The following is a 19241-nucleotide window of genomic DNA, read 5'->3' on the forward strand; positions in this document are numbered from 1 at the left end:
CCGCGATGACCGCTCCCGGACAGGGCCACGACGAACCGACGGCCGACACGCCGCCACCCGACGGGGCGCCGGTGCCCGAGCGCATCCTGGCCGCCGCCCGGGCCGCGCCGGGGCAGTGGATCGGACTGGTCGACCCGAACTGGCAGGGCGAGGGGCAGCCACCGGACTGGGCGGTGATCGGCCGGTGGCGTGCGGGCGAGGACGGCTCCGTCGAGGAGTTCGCACCGAACGCGGAGTACCGCCCGTCGCCGCTGGCACGCGAGTGGCCCGCACCGACCGACCCGGTCGATGCCGCCGTCCAGCTGGCCGCGACCGGGTACGGGCCGGGCGACGACGTCTACCGCGCGCTCGCCTCGGCCCGGGTCGCCGTGCTGCTGGACGAGTTCGGCACCGTCGGCGGCTTCGGACTCCCGGACGGCGAACCGGCGGTGGTCGTGTTCTCCGCGCGCTCCTGGCTGGAGGCCGCGGGAAGCCCCGGGCACGCGGTGGTCGGCCCCGGCACGCTGCTGGAACGGCTGCCCCCCGGCCTCGGGATCGTCGTCAACCCGGGGGCCCCGGCCGCGATGAGGCTGGAGCCCGGCTCCCTGTGGGCGGCCCTCGACGCCCGGGAGCGGGCCGGCGACCGGGGCGGCCCGCTCCGCCCGTTCGGCTGAGCCGGTCCGCTGTGCCCGTTCGGCCGTGCCGGCCCGCCACGGGGCGGGCAGCGGAAGGGCCCGCCACCGGGGACGGTGACGGGCCCGCGGATCCCCGCCCGGCTCAGCCGCCCAGGCCGCGCAGGGTGTGGTAGACGCCGCAGGCCTGCAGGGCCAGCGGCAGCAGGGCCAGCGCGCTGAGGGTGTGCAGGATGTCCGCGATGCGGCCCCAGTAGGGGAGCAGGCGGCGGCCGGGCACCGTCCAGGCGGCGACCAGGAGGGCGGCGGTCAGCGCCAGCAGGGCGCCGAGCAGTTCCAGGCGGTCGAGGGTGGAGGCGCCGGTGGCGGCGCGGGCGACCAGGACCAGGCCGCCGAGGACGCCGGGCAGCAGCACGGCCAGACGCTGGCGGATGCTGCCGACGGCCCGTCCGTGCAGCAGGAGCAGCAGGCTCAGCGCGCCGGCCTCGGCCGGGCCGGCCCAGCCGTCGGAGAAGGGCAGGACGGTCAGGCAGACGGCGCAGACGGCACCGATCGCGGTGTGCAGGGCCATCAGGTAGTCGTCGGCGACCAGGGCGCGGGGCAGCACGGCGGCGGCCGGGACCGGCTCGATGTTCTCCTGGAGCTCGTCCGCGTTGCGCGGCAGCATCGGCAGCCGCAGCCCGGACAGCCGGAAGGCCAGCGAGGGCACGAAGGCACCGACCAGGACGGCCACCACCGCGACCACCGCGACCAGCTGGGCGAGCGTCATCCCGGCGAGCACCAGCACGCCCGACACCACCCCGAGCAGCGCGACCAGCGCCACCCCGAGGAACAGCGGCGCCGCCGCCCCCACCGCCGCCACGGCCAGCACCGCCGCCCCGGCCCCCGCCGAGGAGGCCGCCAGGATCCGGGCGCCGAGCAGCTCGCCCCCACCGCCCCCGCCGGACCCGCCCGGCCCGTGGGGCAGCAGCAGCGCGGCGAGCGCCAGGTACGGGACGGCGGCGGCGCCCAGCGCGGCACCCGCGCCCGCGTCGGCCATCGCCCGGGAGGCGCTGGCCGCGCCGAGCAGCAGCAGGACGGCGACCGCCGCGGCGGCCGTCTCGCGCGGGGCGGCCGGGCCGGGCAGGGCGAGCAGCACCCAGCCGGCCGCGAGCGCCGTCAGCGCCAGGGCCAGCGACAGGACACGGGTGAGGGCCGGGCGCCAGGTGTCGCCGCGCTCGTTCACGCCGGTGGCGACGCCGTCCACCAGGTCGTCGAAGTGCACCTCCGGCAGGGCCTCGTGGCGGGCCCGCAGGTACAGCGCGTCGCCGTCGTGCAGGCCGAGCACCTCGGGGGTGCGCTCCTCGTCCAGGGGCTCCTCGCCGAGCCGCTGGAGCACCCAGCCGCCGTGCTCCAGACCCTCCTCGGCGAGTTCGGCGCCGGCGTGCCCGAGGACGGCGGGCAGCAGGTCGGCCAGGGGCACGTCGGCGGGGACGGCCAGCTCGAAGGCCGTCCCCGGCGCGTGGAACCTCAATCGGCACAGTCCTGCCACGACACTGCTGCTCACGCCGGTCCTCCGGTTCGCTGGGGGTGGTCCGCTTCTCCGCCCGGATGAACGGCCTGCCCGGCGCGCCGCGTTCAACCGGCGTGCCGCGGCCGGCCGGCGCGTCGCCGTCGGAACCCCCACCGCTGAACCTCCGGTGCCGCGCCGTCCGTCAGCCAGAGGGAACGGCCGTGGTGAGAAGGAGCCCTGAGTGAGCGTGGAGCTGATCAACCGGACGCCCCGGCGTCCGGGGCCCGAGATGCCGGACGGCGAGATCCAGCTCCAGGAACCACCGGGCCTGCCGGAGAAGCAGAGCGGCATGGCCGGCGTGATCAGCATGGCGCCGATGGCGCTCGGCTCGCTGTCGATGGTGTTCATGTTCCTGCACCCGGGCGGGGGCGAGGGCAGCGGTGGCATGCTCAGCTACGTCGCGATGGGCATGATGGCGCTGTCCGCCGCCGGGATGCTGGTCACCCAGCTGATCCGCGGCTCCAGCGACCGCAAGCAGCAGCTGCGCGCCGAGCGCCGCGACTACCTGCGCTACCTCTCCCAGATGCGCCGTCAGGTGCGCCGCTCGATCGACGCCCAGCGCAAGGCCCTGGCCTGGCGGCACCCGGCCCCGGACGAACTGGCCTCGCTGGTCGGCACCAGCCGGCTGTGGGAGCGACGGGCCGCCCACCCCGACTTCAGCGACGTCCGGATCGCGCTCGGCTCCCAGCGCCTGGCCACCCCGCTCGCGCCGCTGGCCACCAAGCCGGTGGAGGACCTGGAGCCGCTCTGCGCCCACGCGCTGCGCCGCTTCATCCACGCCTACGGCACGCTCGCCGACCAGCCGATGGCGATCCACCTGCGCGGCTTCGCCCACCTGCTGCTGCGCTCCGACGACCCGGAGGCCGCCCGCTCGCTGGTGCGGGCGGTGCTGGCCCAGCTGGCCGTGGTGCACGGCCCGGACGAGCTGTGCCTCGCCGTCGTCACCGACCCCGAGCGGCGGGCCGAGTGGGAGTGGGCCAAGTGGCTGCCGCACGCCCTGCACCCGACCGACACCGACGGCGCGGGCCCGGTCCGGCTGGTGGCCGGCAGCCTCGGCGAGGTCGAGCAGCTGCTCGGCGAGGAGTTCACCGGCCGTCCCGGCTTCGAGCCGGACGCCGTGCCCGCCCGGGACGAGCCGTTCACTGTCCTGGTCCTGGACGGCCCCGGCGCCCACTCCGGCAGCCGCGCCGCGCTGACCGGCTACCGCAACGCCGTCCTGATCGACCTCTCCGACTCCCTGGAGTGGCGCGCGGCCCGCACCACCCTGCGGCTGCGGATCGACGACGCCCGGCTCACCATGGTCGGCGCCGACCGCAACCGCAAGGACGTCGTCACCGACCTCGGCCGCCCCGACGCCCTCTCCCTGCCCGCGGCGACCCGCCTCGCCGCCCGGCTCGCCCGCTACCGGATCGCCGACGGCGTCGACGCCGCCGAACCGCTCGCCACCGACTTCGACCTCACCGCCCTGCTCGGCATCCCCGACCTGCACGCCCACGACGTCGAGGCTCTCTGGGCGCAGCGCGGCATCCCGCAGCGGATGCGCGTCCCGCTCGGCCTCGGCCCGGACGGCCGGCCCGTCGACCTGGACCTCAAGGAGTCCGCCCAGGGCGGCATGGGCCCGCACGGCATGCTGATCGGCGCCACCGGCTCCGGCAAGTCCGAGCTGCTGCGCACCCTGGTGCTGGCGCTCGCCGTCACCCACTCCTCCGAGGTGCTCAACTTCGTCCTGGTCGACTTCAAGGGCGGCGCCACCTTCCTGGGACTGGACACCCTCCCGCACACCTCCGCCGTGATCACCAACCTCGCCGACGAGGCCGCCCTGGTGGACCGGATGCGCGACGCCCTGCACGGCGAACTCGTCCGCCGCCAGGAGGTGCTGCGCGAGGCCGGGTACGCCTCGCTGCTGGACTACGAGACGGCGCGCGCCGCCGGCACCCCGCTGCGCCCACTGCCCACGCTCTTCGTGGTGGTCGACGAGTTCAGCGAACTGCTCTCCGCCCACCGGGACTTCATGGAGCTCTTCGTGATGATCGGCCGGCTCGGCCGTTCCCTCGGGGTCCACCTGCTGCTCGCCTCGCAGCGCCTCGACGAGGGCCGGATGTCCGCGCTGGAGTCCCACCTGTCCTACCGGATCGGTCTGCGCACCTTCTCGGCGATGGAGAGCCGCGGGGTGCTCGGCGTCCCCGACGCCTACCAGCTGCCCTCCCAGCCCGGCAACGGCTTCCTGCGCAGCGACATCTCCACCCTCAGCCGGTTCAAGGCCGCCTACGTCTCCGGCCCGTACCGGCCCAAGCGCCGCGCCGGCCAGCAGGCGGCCATCGCCGGGCAGGTCGTCGCGTACGGCACCGAGTACGTGATGCCCCGGCAGCGGCCGGCGGCGGAGACCGAGCCGCAGGAGGAGCAGCCCTCGGCCGGCTCGCTGCTGGAGGTGGCGGCCGGGCGGCTGCGGGACGCCGGGCCGCCCGCACACCGGGTCTGGCTGCCGCCGCTGGACGTCCCGCCCACCCTCGACGAGCTGCTGCCGCCGTTGGTCCCGCACCCCGAGCGCGGCCTCACCACCGAGGACGACGCCCGCCACGGCGTCCTCGGCCTGCCGGTCGGCGTGGTCGACCGCCCCTTCCACCAGCTGCGCGACCTGCTCACCGCCGACCTCTCCGGCGCCGGCGGCCACGTCGGTATCGCCGGGGCCCCGCAGAGCGGCAAGAGCACCCTGCTGCGCGCCCTGATCACCGGCCTGGCGCTCACCCACACCCCGCGCGAAGTCCAGTTCTACTGCCTGGACTTCGGTGGTGGCACGCTCTCCGCGCTGCGCGGCCTGCCGCACGTCGGCGGGGTCACCGGCCGGCACGACGGCGAGCGGGTGCTGCGGACCGTGGCGGAGGTCAACGGGATCATCACCCGCCGGGAGCAGTACTTCGCCGAGCTGGGCATCGACTCCGTCGCGTCCTTCCGCCGCCGCCGGGCCGCGGGCGAGCTGCCCGACGAGGCGCACGGCGACGTCTTCCTGGTGATCGACGGCTGGAACACCCTGCGCCAGGAGTTCAACGACCTGGTCCAGGTGCTCACGCTCGTGTCCCAGCGCGGTCTCAACTACGGCGTCCACCTGGTCATCGCCACCACCCGCTGGGGCGAGGTCAGCAGCGGTCTGCGCGACCAGCTCCAGACCCGCTTCGAGCTGCGCCTCGGCGACTCCGTCGATTCCGTGATCAACATGCGGGCCGCCGCCAAGGTGCCCAAGCTGCCCGGCCGCGGCCTCACCGACGAGCAGCTGCACTTCCTCACCGCCCTGCCCCGGATCGACGGCTCCGGGCGCACCGACGACCTCGGCGAGGGCGTCGCCGACCTGGTCGACGCGGTCGCCGCGCACTGGACGGGGCCGCGCGCCCCCGAGGTCCGGATGCTGCCACTCACCCTGGACGCGGCCCGGCTGCCCGCCCCCGAGGGCCGGCTGCGGGTGCCGATCGGCCTGGAGGAGACCGAGGTCGCGCCGCTCTGGCACGACTTCGAGGAGAACCCGCACCTGCTGGTCGTCGGCGACAGCGAAGCCGGCAAGACCAACCTGCTGCGGCTGATGATCAAGGCCATCACCACCGCCTACACCCCGGCGGAGGCGCGGATCATGGTGGTCGACTACCGGCGCGGCCTGTACGACGCGGTGCCGGAGGAGTACCGCCTCGGGTACGCGGTGGCCGTCGACAAGCTCCGCCAGATCGTGGACGGCGCGTCCCGGGCGATGAAGAACCGCATCCCGACCGCCGACATCACCCCCGCCCGGCTCAGGCTGCGCGACTGGTGGACCGGCCCCGAGCTGTTCATCCTCGTCGACGACTACGACCTGGTCGGCTCCAGCAGCGGCGCCCACCCCTTCGCGGCCCTGCTCGAGGACCTCTCCCAGGGCGCCGAGATCGGCCTCCACCTGGTCGTCGCCCGCGGCGCCAACGGCATCGGCCGGTCCCTGGGCGACCCGCTGATCCGCAAGCTCCAGGAGGTCAACTCGCCGACCCTGCTGATGTCCTGCCCGCCGTCGGAGGGCTACCTGTTCGGCAACCTCAAGCCCCGCCAGTTCCCGGCCGGGCGCGGACTGTACATCACCCGGCGCCGGACGGTGCAGGTGCAGACCGGGCAGCTGGCGGAGGAGGAGTGATGGGCGCCTCGACGCTGCGGGCGCTCGGCCCGCACTACGTGATCGCCCCGCCCGGCGCGGAGGCGGACGGGCTGGCCGAGGCGCTGGCGCCGGTGCCGACCGAGCCGAGGGCACTGTTGCTGCTCGCCGCCGCCGCGGACGCGGCGCCCGTGCTGCTCGCCTCGCTGGACGAGCTCGCCCGGGCCGCGCGCGAGCGCGACGCCGAGGTGCTGGTGCTGGCCGCCTCCGGGCTGGCGGCGCTCGGCCCGGACGGCCGCCGGCCCGCCGAACTGCTCGCCCGGCGCTGCGGGTTGACGGTCGTGGCGCCGGACGCGGTGGTCAGCATCGAGGCGGACGGCACCCTGCCGGCGGTGAACGGCACGTGGTGGCGCTGCCGACCCGGCGGGGGAGCGGAGCCGCTCGGCGGGCGCTGGCCCGCCGCCGCGACCCTCACCCCGCTGGCCGCCGGGGTGTTCCGGGTCACCGAGGCGGCGGTGGGGCCGGTCCGGCCCGCCGTGCTGGACCAGGCCGCCGCACCACCGGACGGGCTGCTGCTGATCCTCGGCGATCCGGCCGGGCCGCTGCCCAGCGGGGCCCAACTGGCCAACGCGGCGGTGCGGTTGCAGGAGGCGACCGGGCGGGTGGAGCGGCTCGTGCTGAGCGCACCGTGGGCCGATCCGGTCGAACTCATCGAACTGGCAGCCGTGTTGGCGGCCTCGCTCGGGCAGGAGGTGCGGGCTTCGATCGGTGTGCCGGTGGGCACGGCGGGGGCGGCCGGGGCAGGCCCGCGGACCGTCCACGTGGCGCCGGACGGCGGCGAGGGCTGGGAGCCGTACCTCACCGAGCTGGTCGCCCGCCCGAGCGAGCGCACCGTCACCGCCGTCGGCTGGCGCACCCGCCCCGACCTGCCCCCGGCGCCCGGGACGGCCCGCTACCCGGCCTTCCCCGGCTGGGAGTTGGAGGCGGTGGCGGCCGGTCTGTGGCTGCGTCCGGCCGTCACCGCGGACCGCGGCCCCCGACTGCGTCGGCCGGACCCGGCGCGGCCGGTGCTGGTCGTGGGCACGCCGGGCCGACCGGTGCCGGAGACGGTCTGGGACCACCTCGGTACGGTGCTGGGCTCGCTCCCGACCGGGCCGGGGCGGCTCGCGCTCGCGGTGGCCGGGGCGCTGGACGTCGGGTCGGCGGCGGTGGGGCGGTTCTGCGCCCGGCTGTACGGGCTCGACTGGATCGGGGCGGAGACGCTCGCTCCGGAGCCGTCGGCACGGGCCGCGGTCGAGGCGGTGGGCGAAGCCGAGGGCGAGGTGGTGGGCGAAGCCACGGTGGAGGTCGCGGTGGAGCCGGAGCCGGTGGTCGCGCCCGATCCCGAGCCGGTGAGGCCTCCTGAGCCCGCGGCCACGGTGTCGACCTCGGGGGGAGCGTTCGTGGTGGAGGCTCCGGAGGAGGTCGACGAGGGGCCAAGTTTTGCCCCTGAGATCCTCCTGGAGGAGCCCGCGGCGGAGGAGCCGGTCACCGGGGCAGCACCCGTCGAGCCCGAGCCCGAGCCCGAGCCCGAGCCGGAGCCCGAGCCGGAGCCCGAGCCGGTGCCCGAGCCCGAGCCGGAGCCTGACCCGCTTCCGGAGGCGGAGCCCGTGGTGCCCGTCGTGACCCCTCCGCCGTTGTCCCCGTCCCCGTCCCCGTCCCCGGTGCCGGCGTCGGGGCCGGAGTCGGCGCCGGCGGGACCCGCCAGCCCCGCCGAGGACGGCGCGGCCCTGGTCGCCCGACTCGGCCCCGCCTACCAGCGTCTGGCCCGGCGGGCCGAGGACGTGGCCACCCGACTGCCCGCCCTGCGCGTCCGGGCGGAGGACGGCGATCCGGCGCCCGAGCTGGTCGCCGTCCTGCTGCAGCACGGCGACTGCGGCCCGCTGGCCCCGCGCGCCGAAATCCTCGCGGCGGCCCGCTCCGGCGCGCCCGGTCCCTACGGTCCGTACCTGCGCTGCCTGGCCGCCGGCCTGCGGCGGCTGCCCAGCCACTACGGCGGCGTGCTCGTCGCGGGCCCGGCACAGGACTGCGACCTCGCCGCGTACACCCCGGGCGCGGTGCTGACCGAAGGTGCCCCGGTGACCGGCCTGGCGGCGCCCGGAGCGGACCTGGGGGAGGACGTCGGGATCGAGTTCGCCATCTGGTCCGTCGGCGGCCGCCGCAGCTCGGCCTTCGGTGATCCGGGGGACCAGCCGACGGTGATCTTCGCCCCCGGCGCGGAGTTCGAGGTGGTCGACGTCGAGCCGGCCGCCCCGGAGGAGGGCCGTCCGGCCCGGGTGCTGCTCCACGAGATCGGCGGTGTCCGCCCCGGCCCCGACCGGCTGCGTACCTGGCTCGCCCGCCGCGACGCCGTCGCCCCCGCCGACCGGGTCCGCCCCGCCGACCCCTCCCGCTACGTCCTGGCCCTCGGCGCCGGCACCGCATGACGGTCGAAACGGCGGAGCCTAGAGGTCGAACAGTGCGTCCTGCGGCTCGGGCTCGGGCGCGAGCACGGCGCGAAGGCGCCTGACGTCCTGCCGCCACTTCGTGCCGCCGGGCGCCTCGTCCCAGAGCTCGGCGAGCTCGGAGGCGTCGGCGACCACGCGGTCGAGCGCCTCCACGGCGAGCGACCGCAGATCGGTGGCGAAGGCCGGAAGGGCCTGGTCGGGCCAGTAGCTCGTGTCGATCGGTTCGTCGCCGGGGCACTGGGCGGCGACGAGGGCCGCGGCGGCGACGGCCTCCGTCCCTTCGAGGTGCTCGACGTACTCGAGCCGGCCCCGGGGCGGGACGGTGCGGACCAGCGCCGCTCGGACCAGGGCGTCCCGTTCGCCCTCGGCGGCCTCGTCCAGGGCGTCGGCGAAGTCCATCGCCGTGTCGTTGTCGAACGGGCCGATGCCCCAGGTGCCCATGGCGGTCTCCTCGCGTCACTGTGCGGTGATCCTCCCAGCGACCACCGACAGGTGGGGGCGGCGCTCCCCGGTGAACCCCGCGCCGTCGACGGGCCGTCGGGGCCGATGGTGCGTGTGGTGCGGATGGTGCGGCACGGAGGCGGCGCGGCCCTGTGCGCTGGGGGGCATTCTTCGGTGCGCGCAGTGGCAACCACGGTGGCCACGACGGACGAGACTCCTCACTCGACTGCCACGTACGGGAACGCCGGACGTCGCAGGTAAACGGCAGGGAGGTCGTTGTGTCCTTGATTCGTCCGCGCATGGCCCGCGGCTGGCACGCGGTGCTGGCCGCGTTCGCCGGGGTGATCCTGGTGCTGGCCGGTACGCCGGGTACGGCGCAGGCCGCGGAGACGGAGTGGATCAGTCTCGACGGAAGTCAGGCCCGGGTGCTGTCGGCGGTGTACTCGGTGACGATCGCCGGTGCCACGTACGACGTCGCCCGGGGCACTGACAACAACATCTGGTTCCGCTACAACGGCGGGAGCTGGCACGCCCTCGGCGGAGACGACGCGTCCCGGACGACGTCGCCGCCGCGCATCGTCGAGTACCCTCCGGGGCGCGCGATGGTCGTCATCCGAGGCACGGACGGGGAGATCTGGTACAGCCAGGCGAACAACGGTTCCCTGAACTTCTGGACGAACTGGGTGCGGCTCCCGGCCGGTGCCAACGCGATCGGCAGCCCGATCCTCACCATCAGCTCGGCCACCCGGGACCTCATGATCGAGGCACCGAACGCCAACCGGCGCATCAACATCACGTTCCTGAGGAACTACAACGGAACACTGACGGCCGACGGCTGGCGAGTGACCTCGCACGCGCTCCTCGGCACCAACGCCACGGACATCGAGGGTGACAGCCAGATCGCCGTCTACGGCACCGAGTACTACGAGTCGGTGCTGCGCAGCTTCTTCACGGGAACCGACCACCGTGTGTGGCGCGAGACGACGAATCCCACGACCGGCGCGGTCCTGGGCCTGTCCGAGGTGAACGGCGGTGGCGAGTGCGCCAGCGGCGTGGGGGCGGCGCGACTCGGGAACCAGACCACCGTGGTCAGCCCCGGTCAGACGGGCTACTCGGACCAGCAGCGCGTCATGATCTCCTGCATCGGAAACGACGGGTACGTGTGGGAGACCACGTCGAACGACGGTGGTCGCACCTTCGACGGCTGGCGCCGCCCGGCCGGTGCTCCGGCCCCGTCGGCCTCGACGCCGGCGGTGTTCCCGACACCCCTGGGATACGCCTCGTGGACGATCACGATCAGGTGGAACGGCGCCAGGAGCACCCTGTTCCCCGACAACGCGGCGGTCGCGAAGCGTATTTGGTAGATCCGCCGGAAGTCCCCGTGGGAAGCACGGCCGGAATCCCTTCCGGCCGTGCTCACGGAAGCCCGGTGGCGGTCTCCTCGCGTCACTGTGCGGTGATCCTCCCGACGACCACCGACAGGCGGGGGCGGCGCTCCCCGGTGAACCCCGCGCCGTCGACGGGCCGTCGGACGGGACGTAGGGATGTGGTCGGCAGGAGGAGTGCGGCGATGGGCGAGACGGTGCAGGGCGGGTTCCGGCTGGCGGCGGTGTTCGACGCGGTGGATCCGGTGACCGGTCCCGGGTTCGCGTCGGACCGGCCGCGGCTGGCGGCGGGGGCGGAGCGCGAGGCCGTCGCCCGGTACCTGCGGGCCGGGGCGACGGTGCTGCTGACGCCGATGCTGATGGACGACGTGGTCGACCCGGGGCGGCGCGGCGTCGTGCCGATGGGCTTCCGTACCGACGGCCGGTGGATCTGGACCGACACCGTCACGTACTACCTGGAGGAGTACGGGCTGGCGCCCGACCCCGAGCTGCTCGCGCACGTGCGCCGGCAGCTCGACGAGCCGTGGGTGGAGCCCTCGGTGTCGGTGCTGGAGCAGGCCGTGGCCTTCGTACTGACCCCGCCGGAGGCGGCCGCCGAGCCGGTCTGGACGGTCGGGGACTGAAGAGCGCCGATCCGGCTGAACCGGTTCGGCCACGCGGGCCGTAGCTCCCCACAGGAGAGTCGTCGAACGCAGGGGATGCATGGTGGGCGAGGAGCAGCGCGGCGAGCCGGAGCGGAGGGCGGGGGGCTTCCGTCTCCCGGCGGTGAACTGGGCGTTGGCGGCCGAGGCGGACCCGGGTGAGCAGGCGGCGCCGGTGGAGGAGCCCGCGAGCGCCGCGACGGCGGTGCTCCCGGAGCCGGCGCCGTCGGCTGCCGGGGCCACCGGCGCGGTGACCGGCGGGGCACGGACCGAGCCGAAGCCCGAGTCCGAGGCCGAGGCCGAGCCCGAGCCCGAGAGCGGGACCGGTTACGGGCCGGCGCTCCTGCCGTCCCCCGTCACCGCGGCGGCGGCCCCCGCCGCGCCCGAGGCGGTGGCGCTCGCCGCCGGCGCGGCCACCGAGCCGGTCGGCGAGGGCGCCGTGGACCCCGGGCCGCGCCCCGGCCGGGTGTCCCGTCCGATGATCGCCGCGGCCGTCGCCGTCGGCCTGGTGCTGATCGGCACCTCCGTGGTGGTCACCCAGCTCGGCGGCAACGATCCCAAGCACGGGCCCGCCCAGGCCGATGCCCCGCCCGGCTACGGGCAGGGCGGCGGGGACGGCGGCAACGGCTACGTCCCCGGCTTCGACCAGCACGGCGGCAGCGTCGACCCGGCGAACCCCACGCCCGACGGGCAGCCGGGAGCGGTGGTCCCGCCGCTCGACGGTTCGGCCTCACCGGCTCCGGGCGACCAGGCGGCCGCGGCCCCGAACGGCACCGGCGGCGCCGGCACGGGTACCGCCGCACGGCCCGGTGGCGCTGCCAACCCCGGTGGGGGCGGCGGCGGTTCGGCCGGCGGGGCGGACCGCCCCCAGGGCGGGTCGGGCTCCGCCTCGGGCGGGTCGGGCGGCTCCGGCGGAGCCAACCCGGCCCCCAACCAGCCCGCGCCGAACCAGCCGGCCCCGAACCAGCCCGCGCCCAACCAGCCGGCGCCGAACCAGCCCGTGCCGCCCGTGGCCGCCAAGCCGCCCGCGCCGGTCACCGTGATCGCCGGTCCGTACTGCAAGTCCAGCGGGGTGTACAAGGCCAACGGCTGGTTCGACCAGGGCAGCCGTGGCTGGAACAACAACTCCGGCGGCTACAGCGGTGACGGCTGCACCGGGAACTACGTCTCGATGCCGATGTCCGGGGACGCCAACAAGGACGACAACGGCAACTCGGTGGTCTGGACCTTCACCGTGGACAAGGTCACCAGCTGCACCCTGGCGGTCTACATCCCGGCGAGCGGCGACGTGAAGCAGGTCGGCGGCAACCCGAGCTACTACACCGTGCAGAGCGGCGGCGGCCAGGTCGACGCCTTCTCCATCAACCAGACGGCCAACCGGGGCGGTTGGGTGAACCAGAAGACCGTGCCCTACCGCGGCCCGATCTCGGTCACGCTGCACAGCCGCGGCCTGGACTGGTCGGGCAGCACCGAGACCTACGCCCACCACGCCGCCAGCGCCGTCCGCGCCACCTGCACGGCCTGACCGCGCCCGCACCCCCTGAACCACCCGACCACCGAACCACCCGAACCACCGGGCCACGACGCCCCACGACGAAGGGAACCCCAGGCATGTCGCGCCCGGTGCTGACGGTCTGCGCGGAGCAGCGGGAGCCCGGCTCCTACCGCACGATCGGCGAAGCCCTCCAGGCTGCCCGCAGCGGCGCGGTGATCTCGGTCCGCCCCGGCCGGTACGACGAGAACCTGGTGCTCACCAAGGTGGTGAGCATCACCGCCGAGGACGTCCGGGGAAGCGTGCGGATCAGCCCCCGGCGCGGTTCGGTGGTCCAGGTGCTCACCGAGGCCGTCCAGCTCACCGGCCTGGTGCTGCAGGGGCAGGACGACGACCTGCCCGCCGTCGACGTCCCGCGCGGCCAACTCGCCATGCAGGACTGCGAGGTGATCGGCAACGCGTGGACCGCCGTGCTCACCCGCCAGCAGGGCGAACTCGCCATGCGCGGCAGCCGGGTCACCAACCCGGCCGGCGCCGGGCTGGTGGAGACCTCCACCGGCACCAGCGTGATCGAGGACAGCGTCATCGAACACCTGGGCACCTCGGCCGTGGTCATCGGCGAGCGGGCCAACCCGACCGTCCGGCGCTGCGTGCTGCGCGACGCGCGCGGCAACGGCCTGTGCGCCAACGGCGAGGCGCGCGGCGTCGTCGAGGACTGCGAGATCTCCGCCACCGACAAGCCCGCCGTCGCCCTGGAGGAGCAGAGCACCACCCGCCTGCTGCGCACCGAGATCCGGGACGCCGCGCTCGGCGTCTTCGTCGGCTCCACCGCCCGGGTCGTGCTGGAGGACTGCACCGTCACCGCCGTCCGCTCCCACGGCTACGTCCTCACCAACGGCACCGACCCGCTGCTGCGCCGCTGCCGCGCCGTCCGCCCCCAGGGCCACGGCCTGCACATCGCCGGCCGGGCCCGGGGCACCCTGGAGGACTGCGAGGTCACCGCCCCCGCCCTGGCCGGCATCCACGTCGGGGAGTCGGCCGGGCCGAGCCTGGTGCGGGCGGTGGTGCGCGACGCCGGGACGGACGGCGTCGAGCTCACCGAGGAGAGCGCCGCCGAGTTCGACCGCCTGGAGGTCCGCGACGCGGCAGGGGTCGGCGTCGTCGTGCGCGACGGTGCCAACCCGCTGCTGCGCCGCAGCACCGTCACCGCCGCCGGCGGCCACGGGATCGAGGCCCTGCGGGACGGGCGCGGCCGGCTGGAGGACGTCACCGTCGTCGACGCCGGCGGGCACGGGGTGCGGATCGCCGATGGCGCCAACACCTACCTCGGCGCCAGCCTGGTGCGCGGCAGCGGATCCTGCGGGATCTCGGTCGGTGCCGAGGGCATCGCCACCCTGCGCGACGTCGAGTCCGCCGACAACGTCCTGGACGGCGCCGAGGTCGAGCACGGCGGCGAACTGACCGCCACCCGCACCCGGCTGCGGACCAACCGGCGGCACGGCCTGCACCTGTGCTCCGGCGCCCGCGCCACCCTGACCGCCTGCCAGCTCGGCGACAACACCGTGGACGGGCTGCGCTCCGAATCCGTGGAGCCCGTGCGGCTCACCGACTGCACGGTGGCCGAGAACCAGGGTGCCGGGCTGCGGCAGACCGAGCCGACCGAGCGCCTCGCCGTGGAGAACCTCGACAGCCGGGACAACCGGTCCCCGGACGCCCACGGCGCGGCGGCCGTCGCCACCACCGAGCCCGGCGCCGACCCCGCCGCCGACGGGGCGGACGCCCCGGCCGAGGGGGCGGCGGCCCCCGCCCCGGCCACCCCGCAGGGGCCGCAGGCCGTCCTCCAGACCCTGGTCGGGCTGCAGGGCGTCAAGGAGCAGGTCGCCACCCTGGTCAACCTCAACAAGCTGGCCCGCCGCCGCGAGCAGGCCGGACTGCCCGCCCTGCCGATGAGCCGGCACCTCGTCTTCGCCGGTCCGCCCGGCACCGGCAAGACCACCGTCGCCCGGCTCTACGGCGCGATCCTCGCCGAGCTCGGCGTGCTGCGCAGCGGCCACCTGGTCGAGGTCGCCCGGGCCGACCTGGTCGCCTCGATCATCGGCGGGACGGCCCTGAAGACCACCGAGGTGGTCAAGGAGGCGTTCGGCGGGGTGCTGTTCATCGACGAGGCGTACACCCTCTCGGCGGGCTCCGGCGGCACCGGACCGGACTTCGGCCGGGAGGCCATCGACACCCTGGTCAAGCTGATGGAGGACCACCGCGACGACCTGGTGGTGATCGTCGCCGGGTACGAGGCCGAGATCCGCGAGTTCCTGGCCTCCAACCCGGGCCTGGCGTCCCGGTTCAGCCGCACCGTCGAGTTCCGGAACTACAGCGACGAGGAGCTCACCACCATCGTCGAGCACGCCGCCGCCGGACACGGCTACGAGCTCGCCGAGGGCACCAGGGAGGCGCTCGCCGCCCACTTCGACCGGATGCCCAAGGGCGCCGACTTCGGCAACGGCCGGGCCGCCCGCAAGGTGTTCGAGGAGATGGTCGACCGGCAGGCCTCCCGGCTCGCCGAACTGGAGCACTTCGACAACGAGGCGCTCACCCGGCTGTTGCCCGCCGACGTGGGCGAGCAGGCCGCCGCGGCCGCCGCGGGGGAGGCGACCTCCGAGGAACCCGGCCTGCTCGACCGGCTGCGCGGCATGGTGGGCCTGGCCGCCGCCAAGGAACAGGTCGAGGACCTGGTCAACCTGACCCGGCAGACCCGGCGCCGGATCGAGGCCGGGCTGCCCGCCGCCACCATCAGCCACCACCTGGTCTTCTCCGGCCCGCCCGGCACCGGCAAGACCACCGTCGCCCGGCTCTACGGCGAGCTCCTCGCCGAACTCGAGGTGCTGCCCTCCGGCCAGCTGATCGAGACCGCCCGCGCCGATCTGGTCGGCCGCTACATCGGCCACACCGCCCAGCTCACCCGGGACGCCTTCGAACGCGCCCGCGGCGGCGTGCTGTTCATCGACGAGGCGTACACCCTGACGCCCCGCAACGGCTCAGGCGGGGACTTCGGGCAGGAGGCCGTGGACACCCTGATGAAGCTGATGGAGGACCACCGCGACGAGGTCGTGGTGATCGTGGCCGGGTACCAGGAGGAGATGCGCGGCTTCCTGGCCTCCAACCCCGGCCTGGCCTCCCGGTTCTCCCGGGAGATCACCTTCGACCACTACGCGGACGAGGAACTCGTCACCATCGTCCGGGTGCAGGCCGAGGCCGCCGGCTACGCCTGCGCCCCGGAGACCCTGGCCGCGCTCGGCACCCTGTTCGCGGCCGTCCCGCGCGACCGCTCCTTCGGCAACGGACGCTTCGCCCGGCAGGTGCTGGAGGCGATGATCACCCGCCAGGCGGGCCGGCTGTCCCGGCTGGACGTCGCGGACCTCGACGAGCTCAGCCTGCTGCTGCCGCAGGACATCCCGGCCGAGCGGATCGGCAGCCTCGCGTGAGGGCGGCGCCCCGCGTCCGGGCGGTGGCCGGGGTGCTCGTGGCCGGACTGCTGCTGCCGGTGGCGGGCACGGCCGCCGCCGACAGCCCCGCCGCGCCCGCCGTGCCCGGCACCACCGCCGCGTCCGCCGTGCCCGACGCCCTGCCCGGCGTCAGCCAGCAGCGACGCGACGCGAGCGGGCGGCCGGCCGGCTGCCTGCCGCCGTCCGGCAAGGGCACCCAGCTCACCCCCTGGCCGCAGACCTTCCTGCGGCCCGACCGGGTCTGGCCGCTCAGTCGCGGTGAGGGCGTCACCGTCGCCGTCCTGGGCTCCGGCGTCAAGGACGGCGGCGGCCTGCTGGCCGGCCGGCTCGACCCGGCCCCGTTGCCCGGCGGCTCCGACCCCGCCCAGGACTGCGTCGGCCACGGCACCTTCCTGGCCGGGCTGATCGCCGCCGACCAGCGCGAAGGCGCGGGCTTCGCCGGCCTCGCGCCGCGCGCCCGGATCCTCGCCGTCTCGGTCACCAACGAGGCCGGAACCCCCTCGGCGGAGCTGCTGGCGCAGGGCATCACCACGGCCGCCGACCGCGGCGCGCGGATCATCGCGATCGGGGTGGCGCTGCCGAACGGCACCGACGCGCTGGCCGCCGCGGTCCGCGCGGCGCGCGGCAAGGGCGCGCTGATCGTCGCCCCGGCCGCACCCGACACCGCCCCGACCGACGCCTCCGGAACCGTCAAGCCCGCCCCGGCCTACCCGGCGGCCTACCCCGAGGTGCTCGCCGTCCGTGACCTCGCCCCCGGCGGCGTGCTCCCGGACGGCCCCGCGGCCGTCCCGGTCGGCGGCCGCGTCGACCTCGCCGCCCCGGGCGACGCCGTCACCGGCCCCGGCCCGGCCCCCGGCGGCTACTACACCGGCGCCGGCCCCAGCTTCGCCACCGCCTTCGTGGCCGGCAGCGCCGCCCTCGTCCTCGGCTACCGCCCGGACCTGACCGTCGACCAGCTGACCGACCGGCTGGAGACCACCGCCTACCGCAGCCCCGACCCGCGGTACGGCCACGGCACCGTCGACCCCGTCGCCGCCGTCACCCGCCTCTCCGCCCCCGCCCAGGCGGCCCCGCCGGCCGCGGCCGCCGCCCCGAGCATGCCCCCCGCCCCGCCGCCCTCCGACGCCGGCGGCCAGGCGAGCCTCGTCGCGCTGGCCGCCCTCGCCGTCGTCGCCCTCGTCGCGGCCGCCGGCGCGGTGGCCCCCCGCGCCCACGCCCGCGGCTGGCGCCCGGGCCGGGCGGAGGAGGGCTGACGGGGCGCCGCCCCGGCGGGCAGTGGTTGTCCGGCGCTCAGCCGTCGAGACGGGACCGGCGGAAGCCGTGGTCGAGCAGTGGTGTCGACGTCCCGCGGTGGAGCGCGGCGAAGCCGATGCCCGCGTCGGCGCCGTCGATGCCGGCCGCCGCGAGCGGGCCGGGGGCGACGAAGAACCTCGCGGCGTCGTAGGTCGATGGGAACGGGCTGAGCGGCACGGGCCGGAGCGTGCTCAGCAGCGAGCCGAGGCCCGCGGCCGACAGCCGGTGGGTCCGGGCGTGGTACGGAGCGGCGATCATCGCTTCGACGAGCGTGTACTTCAGCAGGAACCGGTTCGGCGGTTCCTGCTCGACGGTCGTCCCCCGTTACGCGCCGTGCGGGTCCTCGGTCTGCCGTACGACGGGGTCGGGTCCGTCCCGCCGCGGCGCCGGCCAGGGGACGGACCAGTCGCGGTAACCGTGCGCCCACCTGGCGAAGACCGGCCGGTCCTCCGTGCGCTCCGGCCGCTCCGGCACCGGGTCGTGGAACCGGTGGAGCGCCGGTCGCCAGGACCGCCCCGCCCGGCTGCCGCGGTGTCAGCCGTGGCGGTCGGCCATGGCGTCGCCGAGGAGGGCGGCGAGTTCGAGGTAGTCGAGGCGGGCCCGGGGGCGCAGGCCGGTGGGGGCCGCCTGGGGGCGGGCCGGGAGGGTGAGGGTGAGGGCGCCGCGGCAGCGGGTGCGGAAGTGCGGCAGGAGGTCGCGGTCGGCGATCGGGCGGTCGGTGGCCGGGGCGGGGGTGAAGACGGCGGTCGCCCCGCGGACCAGTCCGTCGTGGCCGAGGCCGGTGAGGTGGTCGAGGAGGGCGTCGGCGGTGCGGGCGCCGCCGGCGGAGGCCTGGGCGCACAGGAGCAGGTGGTCGGCCTGTTCGACGGCGGCGAGCTGCACCTCGGCCGGGGCGGCGGTGGTGTCGGCGAGGACGACCGGGTAGTGGCCGCCGGCCTCGTCGAGGGCCTCCCGGAGGGCGGCCGGGTCCGGCCGTACGGACCGCAGCACGAGCCGGCCGCCCGTACGGCACTCGCTCCCGGCGGGCCCGGCGGTGGAGAGGACGAGCACCGGGTCGGCCCGGTGCTCCGCGAGCAGGGCGCCGAGGACGGCGGCGGCCCCCTCGGCGGGGCCGCCCAGGACGGCGATCCGGTGGCAGGCCCGCAGTGGCACCCGGACGCGTTCGACCAGGCGCCGCCGCCGTGCCTCACCGCCGCCGGGGAGGGCGAGCCGCCGGGTGCGCGGGTGGTCCGTCGCGGGGCGGGGCCGCGCGGGCGCCGGGCCGGGGGCCGCCCAGGCGCCGCTCCCCCCGAGCGGCGTCGGCGTCGGCGGGAGGAGCGGCTGCGGCGCCGCCGGCGGCGCCTGGATCTCCGGGGCCCGGGTGAACAACTGCCGCTCGGCGGGCGGGATGAGCACCGTGCCGAGCGGGTCGAGCGGGCGCCGGGGCAGCAGGGCGACGGGCTCGGGCCAGGCGGCCGGCGAGTAGTCGGGGGCGGCCTGCGTGGTGCTGCCCGCGCCCGCGGTGCCGTCTGAGAAAGCCATCGGATGACCTCCCGGTCCATGGGGCGCCGGACCGGTGCCTCCGGTTCGGCCGGCCCGTACAGCCGGGAGTACGGCTGAATGGGCCCTTCCGGTTCACCTGAACCGCCCGTGGCGCAGGCCCCGTTGAGCGGAGCGGGGCGCGCGGGAGCGCCCTCCGCCACATCGGGAGGTGCCGTATCGGGGAACCCGTCGAAAACCCTCCGCCCCACCGGCTACC

At 76.1% G+C, this 19241-nt stretch carries 12 protein-coding genes; 8 read left to right on the forward strand and 4 right to left on the reverse strand.

Annotated features, from left to right (window positions below; genetic code table 11):
• Positions 1 to 5 precede the first annotated feature (5 nt).
• Positions 6 to 653 carry a type VII secretion system-associated protein gene (locus ABZ449_RS14280; RefSeq protein ID WP_360345262.1) on the forward strand — a complete coding sequence of 216 codons (648 nt, stop codon included), beginning with the start codon at positions 6 to 8 and terminating at the stop codon, positions 651 to 653.
• Positions 654 to 756: 103 nt separating this feature from the next.
• On the opposite strand, the gene eccD is transcribed toward ABZ449_RS14280, so the two are convergent.
• Complete coding sequence (gene eccD, locus ABZ449_RS14285; protein ID WP_360345264.1) at positions 757 to 2157, reverse strand: type VII secretion integral membrane protein EccD; 1401 nt, start codon at positions 2155 to 2157, stop codon at positions 757 to 759.
• A gap of 235 nt (positions 2158 to 2392) precedes the next feature.
• Between eccD and eccCa the strand changes: the two genes are divergently transcribed.
• Positions 2393 to 6307: a type VII secretion protein EccCa gene (gene eccCa, locus ABZ449_RS14290; RefSeq protein WP_360345408.1), complete on the forward strand. Its 3915-nt coding sequence runs from the start codon at positions 2393 to 2395 to the stop codon at positions 6305 to 6307.
• Positions 6307 to 8730 carry a hypothetical protein gene (locus tag ABZ449_RS14295; protein ID WP_360345266.1) on the forward strand — a complete coding sequence of 808 codons (2424 nt, stop codon included), beginning with the start codon at positions 6307 to 6309 and terminating at the stop codon, positions 8728 to 8730. Before eccCa ends, ABZ449_RS14295 begins: the two co-directional genes overlap by 1 nt.
• Before the next feature lie 18 nt (positions 8731 to 8748).
• On the opposite strand, the gene ABZ449_RS14300 is transcribed toward ABZ449_RS14295, so the two are convergent.
• On the reverse strand, positions 8749 to 9192 hold the full coding sequence (locus ABZ449_RS14300) for a DUF4259 domain-containing protein (protein ID WP_360345268.1): 444 nt from the start codon (positions 9190 to 9192) through the stop codon (positions 8749 to 8751).
• A 278-nt stretch (positions 9193 to 9470) separates the two neighbouring features.
• Between ABZ449_RS14300 and ABZ449_RS14305 the strand changes: the two genes are divergently transcribed.
• The 5 genes from ABZ449_RS14305 (at position 9471) to ABZ449_RS14325 (ending at position 17463) form a co-directional block, all read left to right on the forward strand.
• Positions 9471 to 10556 carry a hypothetical protein gene (locus ABZ449_RS14305; protein ID WP_360345270.1) on the forward strand — a complete coding sequence of 362 codons (1086 nt, stop codon included), beginning with the start codon at positions 9471 to 9473 and terminating at the stop codon, positions 10554 to 10556.
• Between the two features lie 206 nt (positions 10557 to 10762).
• The gene (locus ABZ449_RS14310) at positions 10763 to 11200 is read left to right on the forward strand and encodes a hypothetical protein (protein WP_360345272.1); all 438 of its coding nucleotides are present in this window, start codon (positions 10763 to 10765) and stop codon (positions 11198 to 11200) included.
• A gap of 79 nt (positions 11201 to 11279) precedes the next feature.
• Positions 11280 to 12743 (forward strand): hypothetical protein, encoded by a 1464-nt coding sequence (locus ABZ449_RS14315; RefSeq protein WP_360345274.1) that lies wholly within the window; start codon positions 11280 to 11282, stop codon positions 12741 to 12743.
• Between the two features lie 86 nt (positions 12744 to 12829).
• Positions 12830 to 16189 carry a right-handed parallel beta-helix repeat-containing protein gene (locus tag ABZ449_RS14320; RefSeq protein ID WP_360345276.1) on the forward strand — a complete coding sequence of 1120 codons (3360 nt, stop codon included), beginning with the start codon at positions 12830 to 12832 and terminating at the stop codon, positions 16187 to 16189.
• Positions 16186 to 17463 carry a S8 family serine peptidase gene (locus ABZ449_RS14325; protein WP_360345278.1) on the forward strand — a complete coding sequence of 426 codons (1278 nt, stop codon included), beginning with the start codon at positions 16186 to 16188 and terminating at the stop codon, positions 17461 to 17463. Before ABZ449_RS14320 ends, ABZ449_RS14325 begins: the two co-directional genes overlap by 4 nt.
• A gap of 37 nt (positions 17464 to 17500) precedes the next feature.
• Here the strand turns inward: ABZ449_RS14325 and ABZ449_RS14330 are convergent, their stop codons facing one another.
• Complete coding sequence (locus tag ABZ449_RS14330) at positions 17501 to 17761, reverse strand: hypothetical protein (protein WP_360345280.1); 261 nt, start codon at positions 17759 to 17761, stop codon at positions 17501 to 17503.
• Positions 17762 to 18037: 276 nt separating this feature from the next.
• The gene (locus ABZ449_RS14335; protein ID WP_360345282.1) at positions 18038 to 19024 is read right to left on the reverse strand and encodes a hypothetical protein; all 987 of its coding nucleotides are present in this window, start codon (positions 19022 to 19024) and stop codon (positions 18038 to 18040) included.
• Positions 19025 to 19241 lie beyond the last annotated feature (217 nt).

The sequence above is a fragment of the Kitasatospora sp. NPDC005856 genome (genome assembly GCF_040629945.1).
Taxonomy (GTDB): Bacteria; Actinomycetota; Actinomycetes; order Streptomycetales; family Streptomycetaceae; genus Kitasatospora.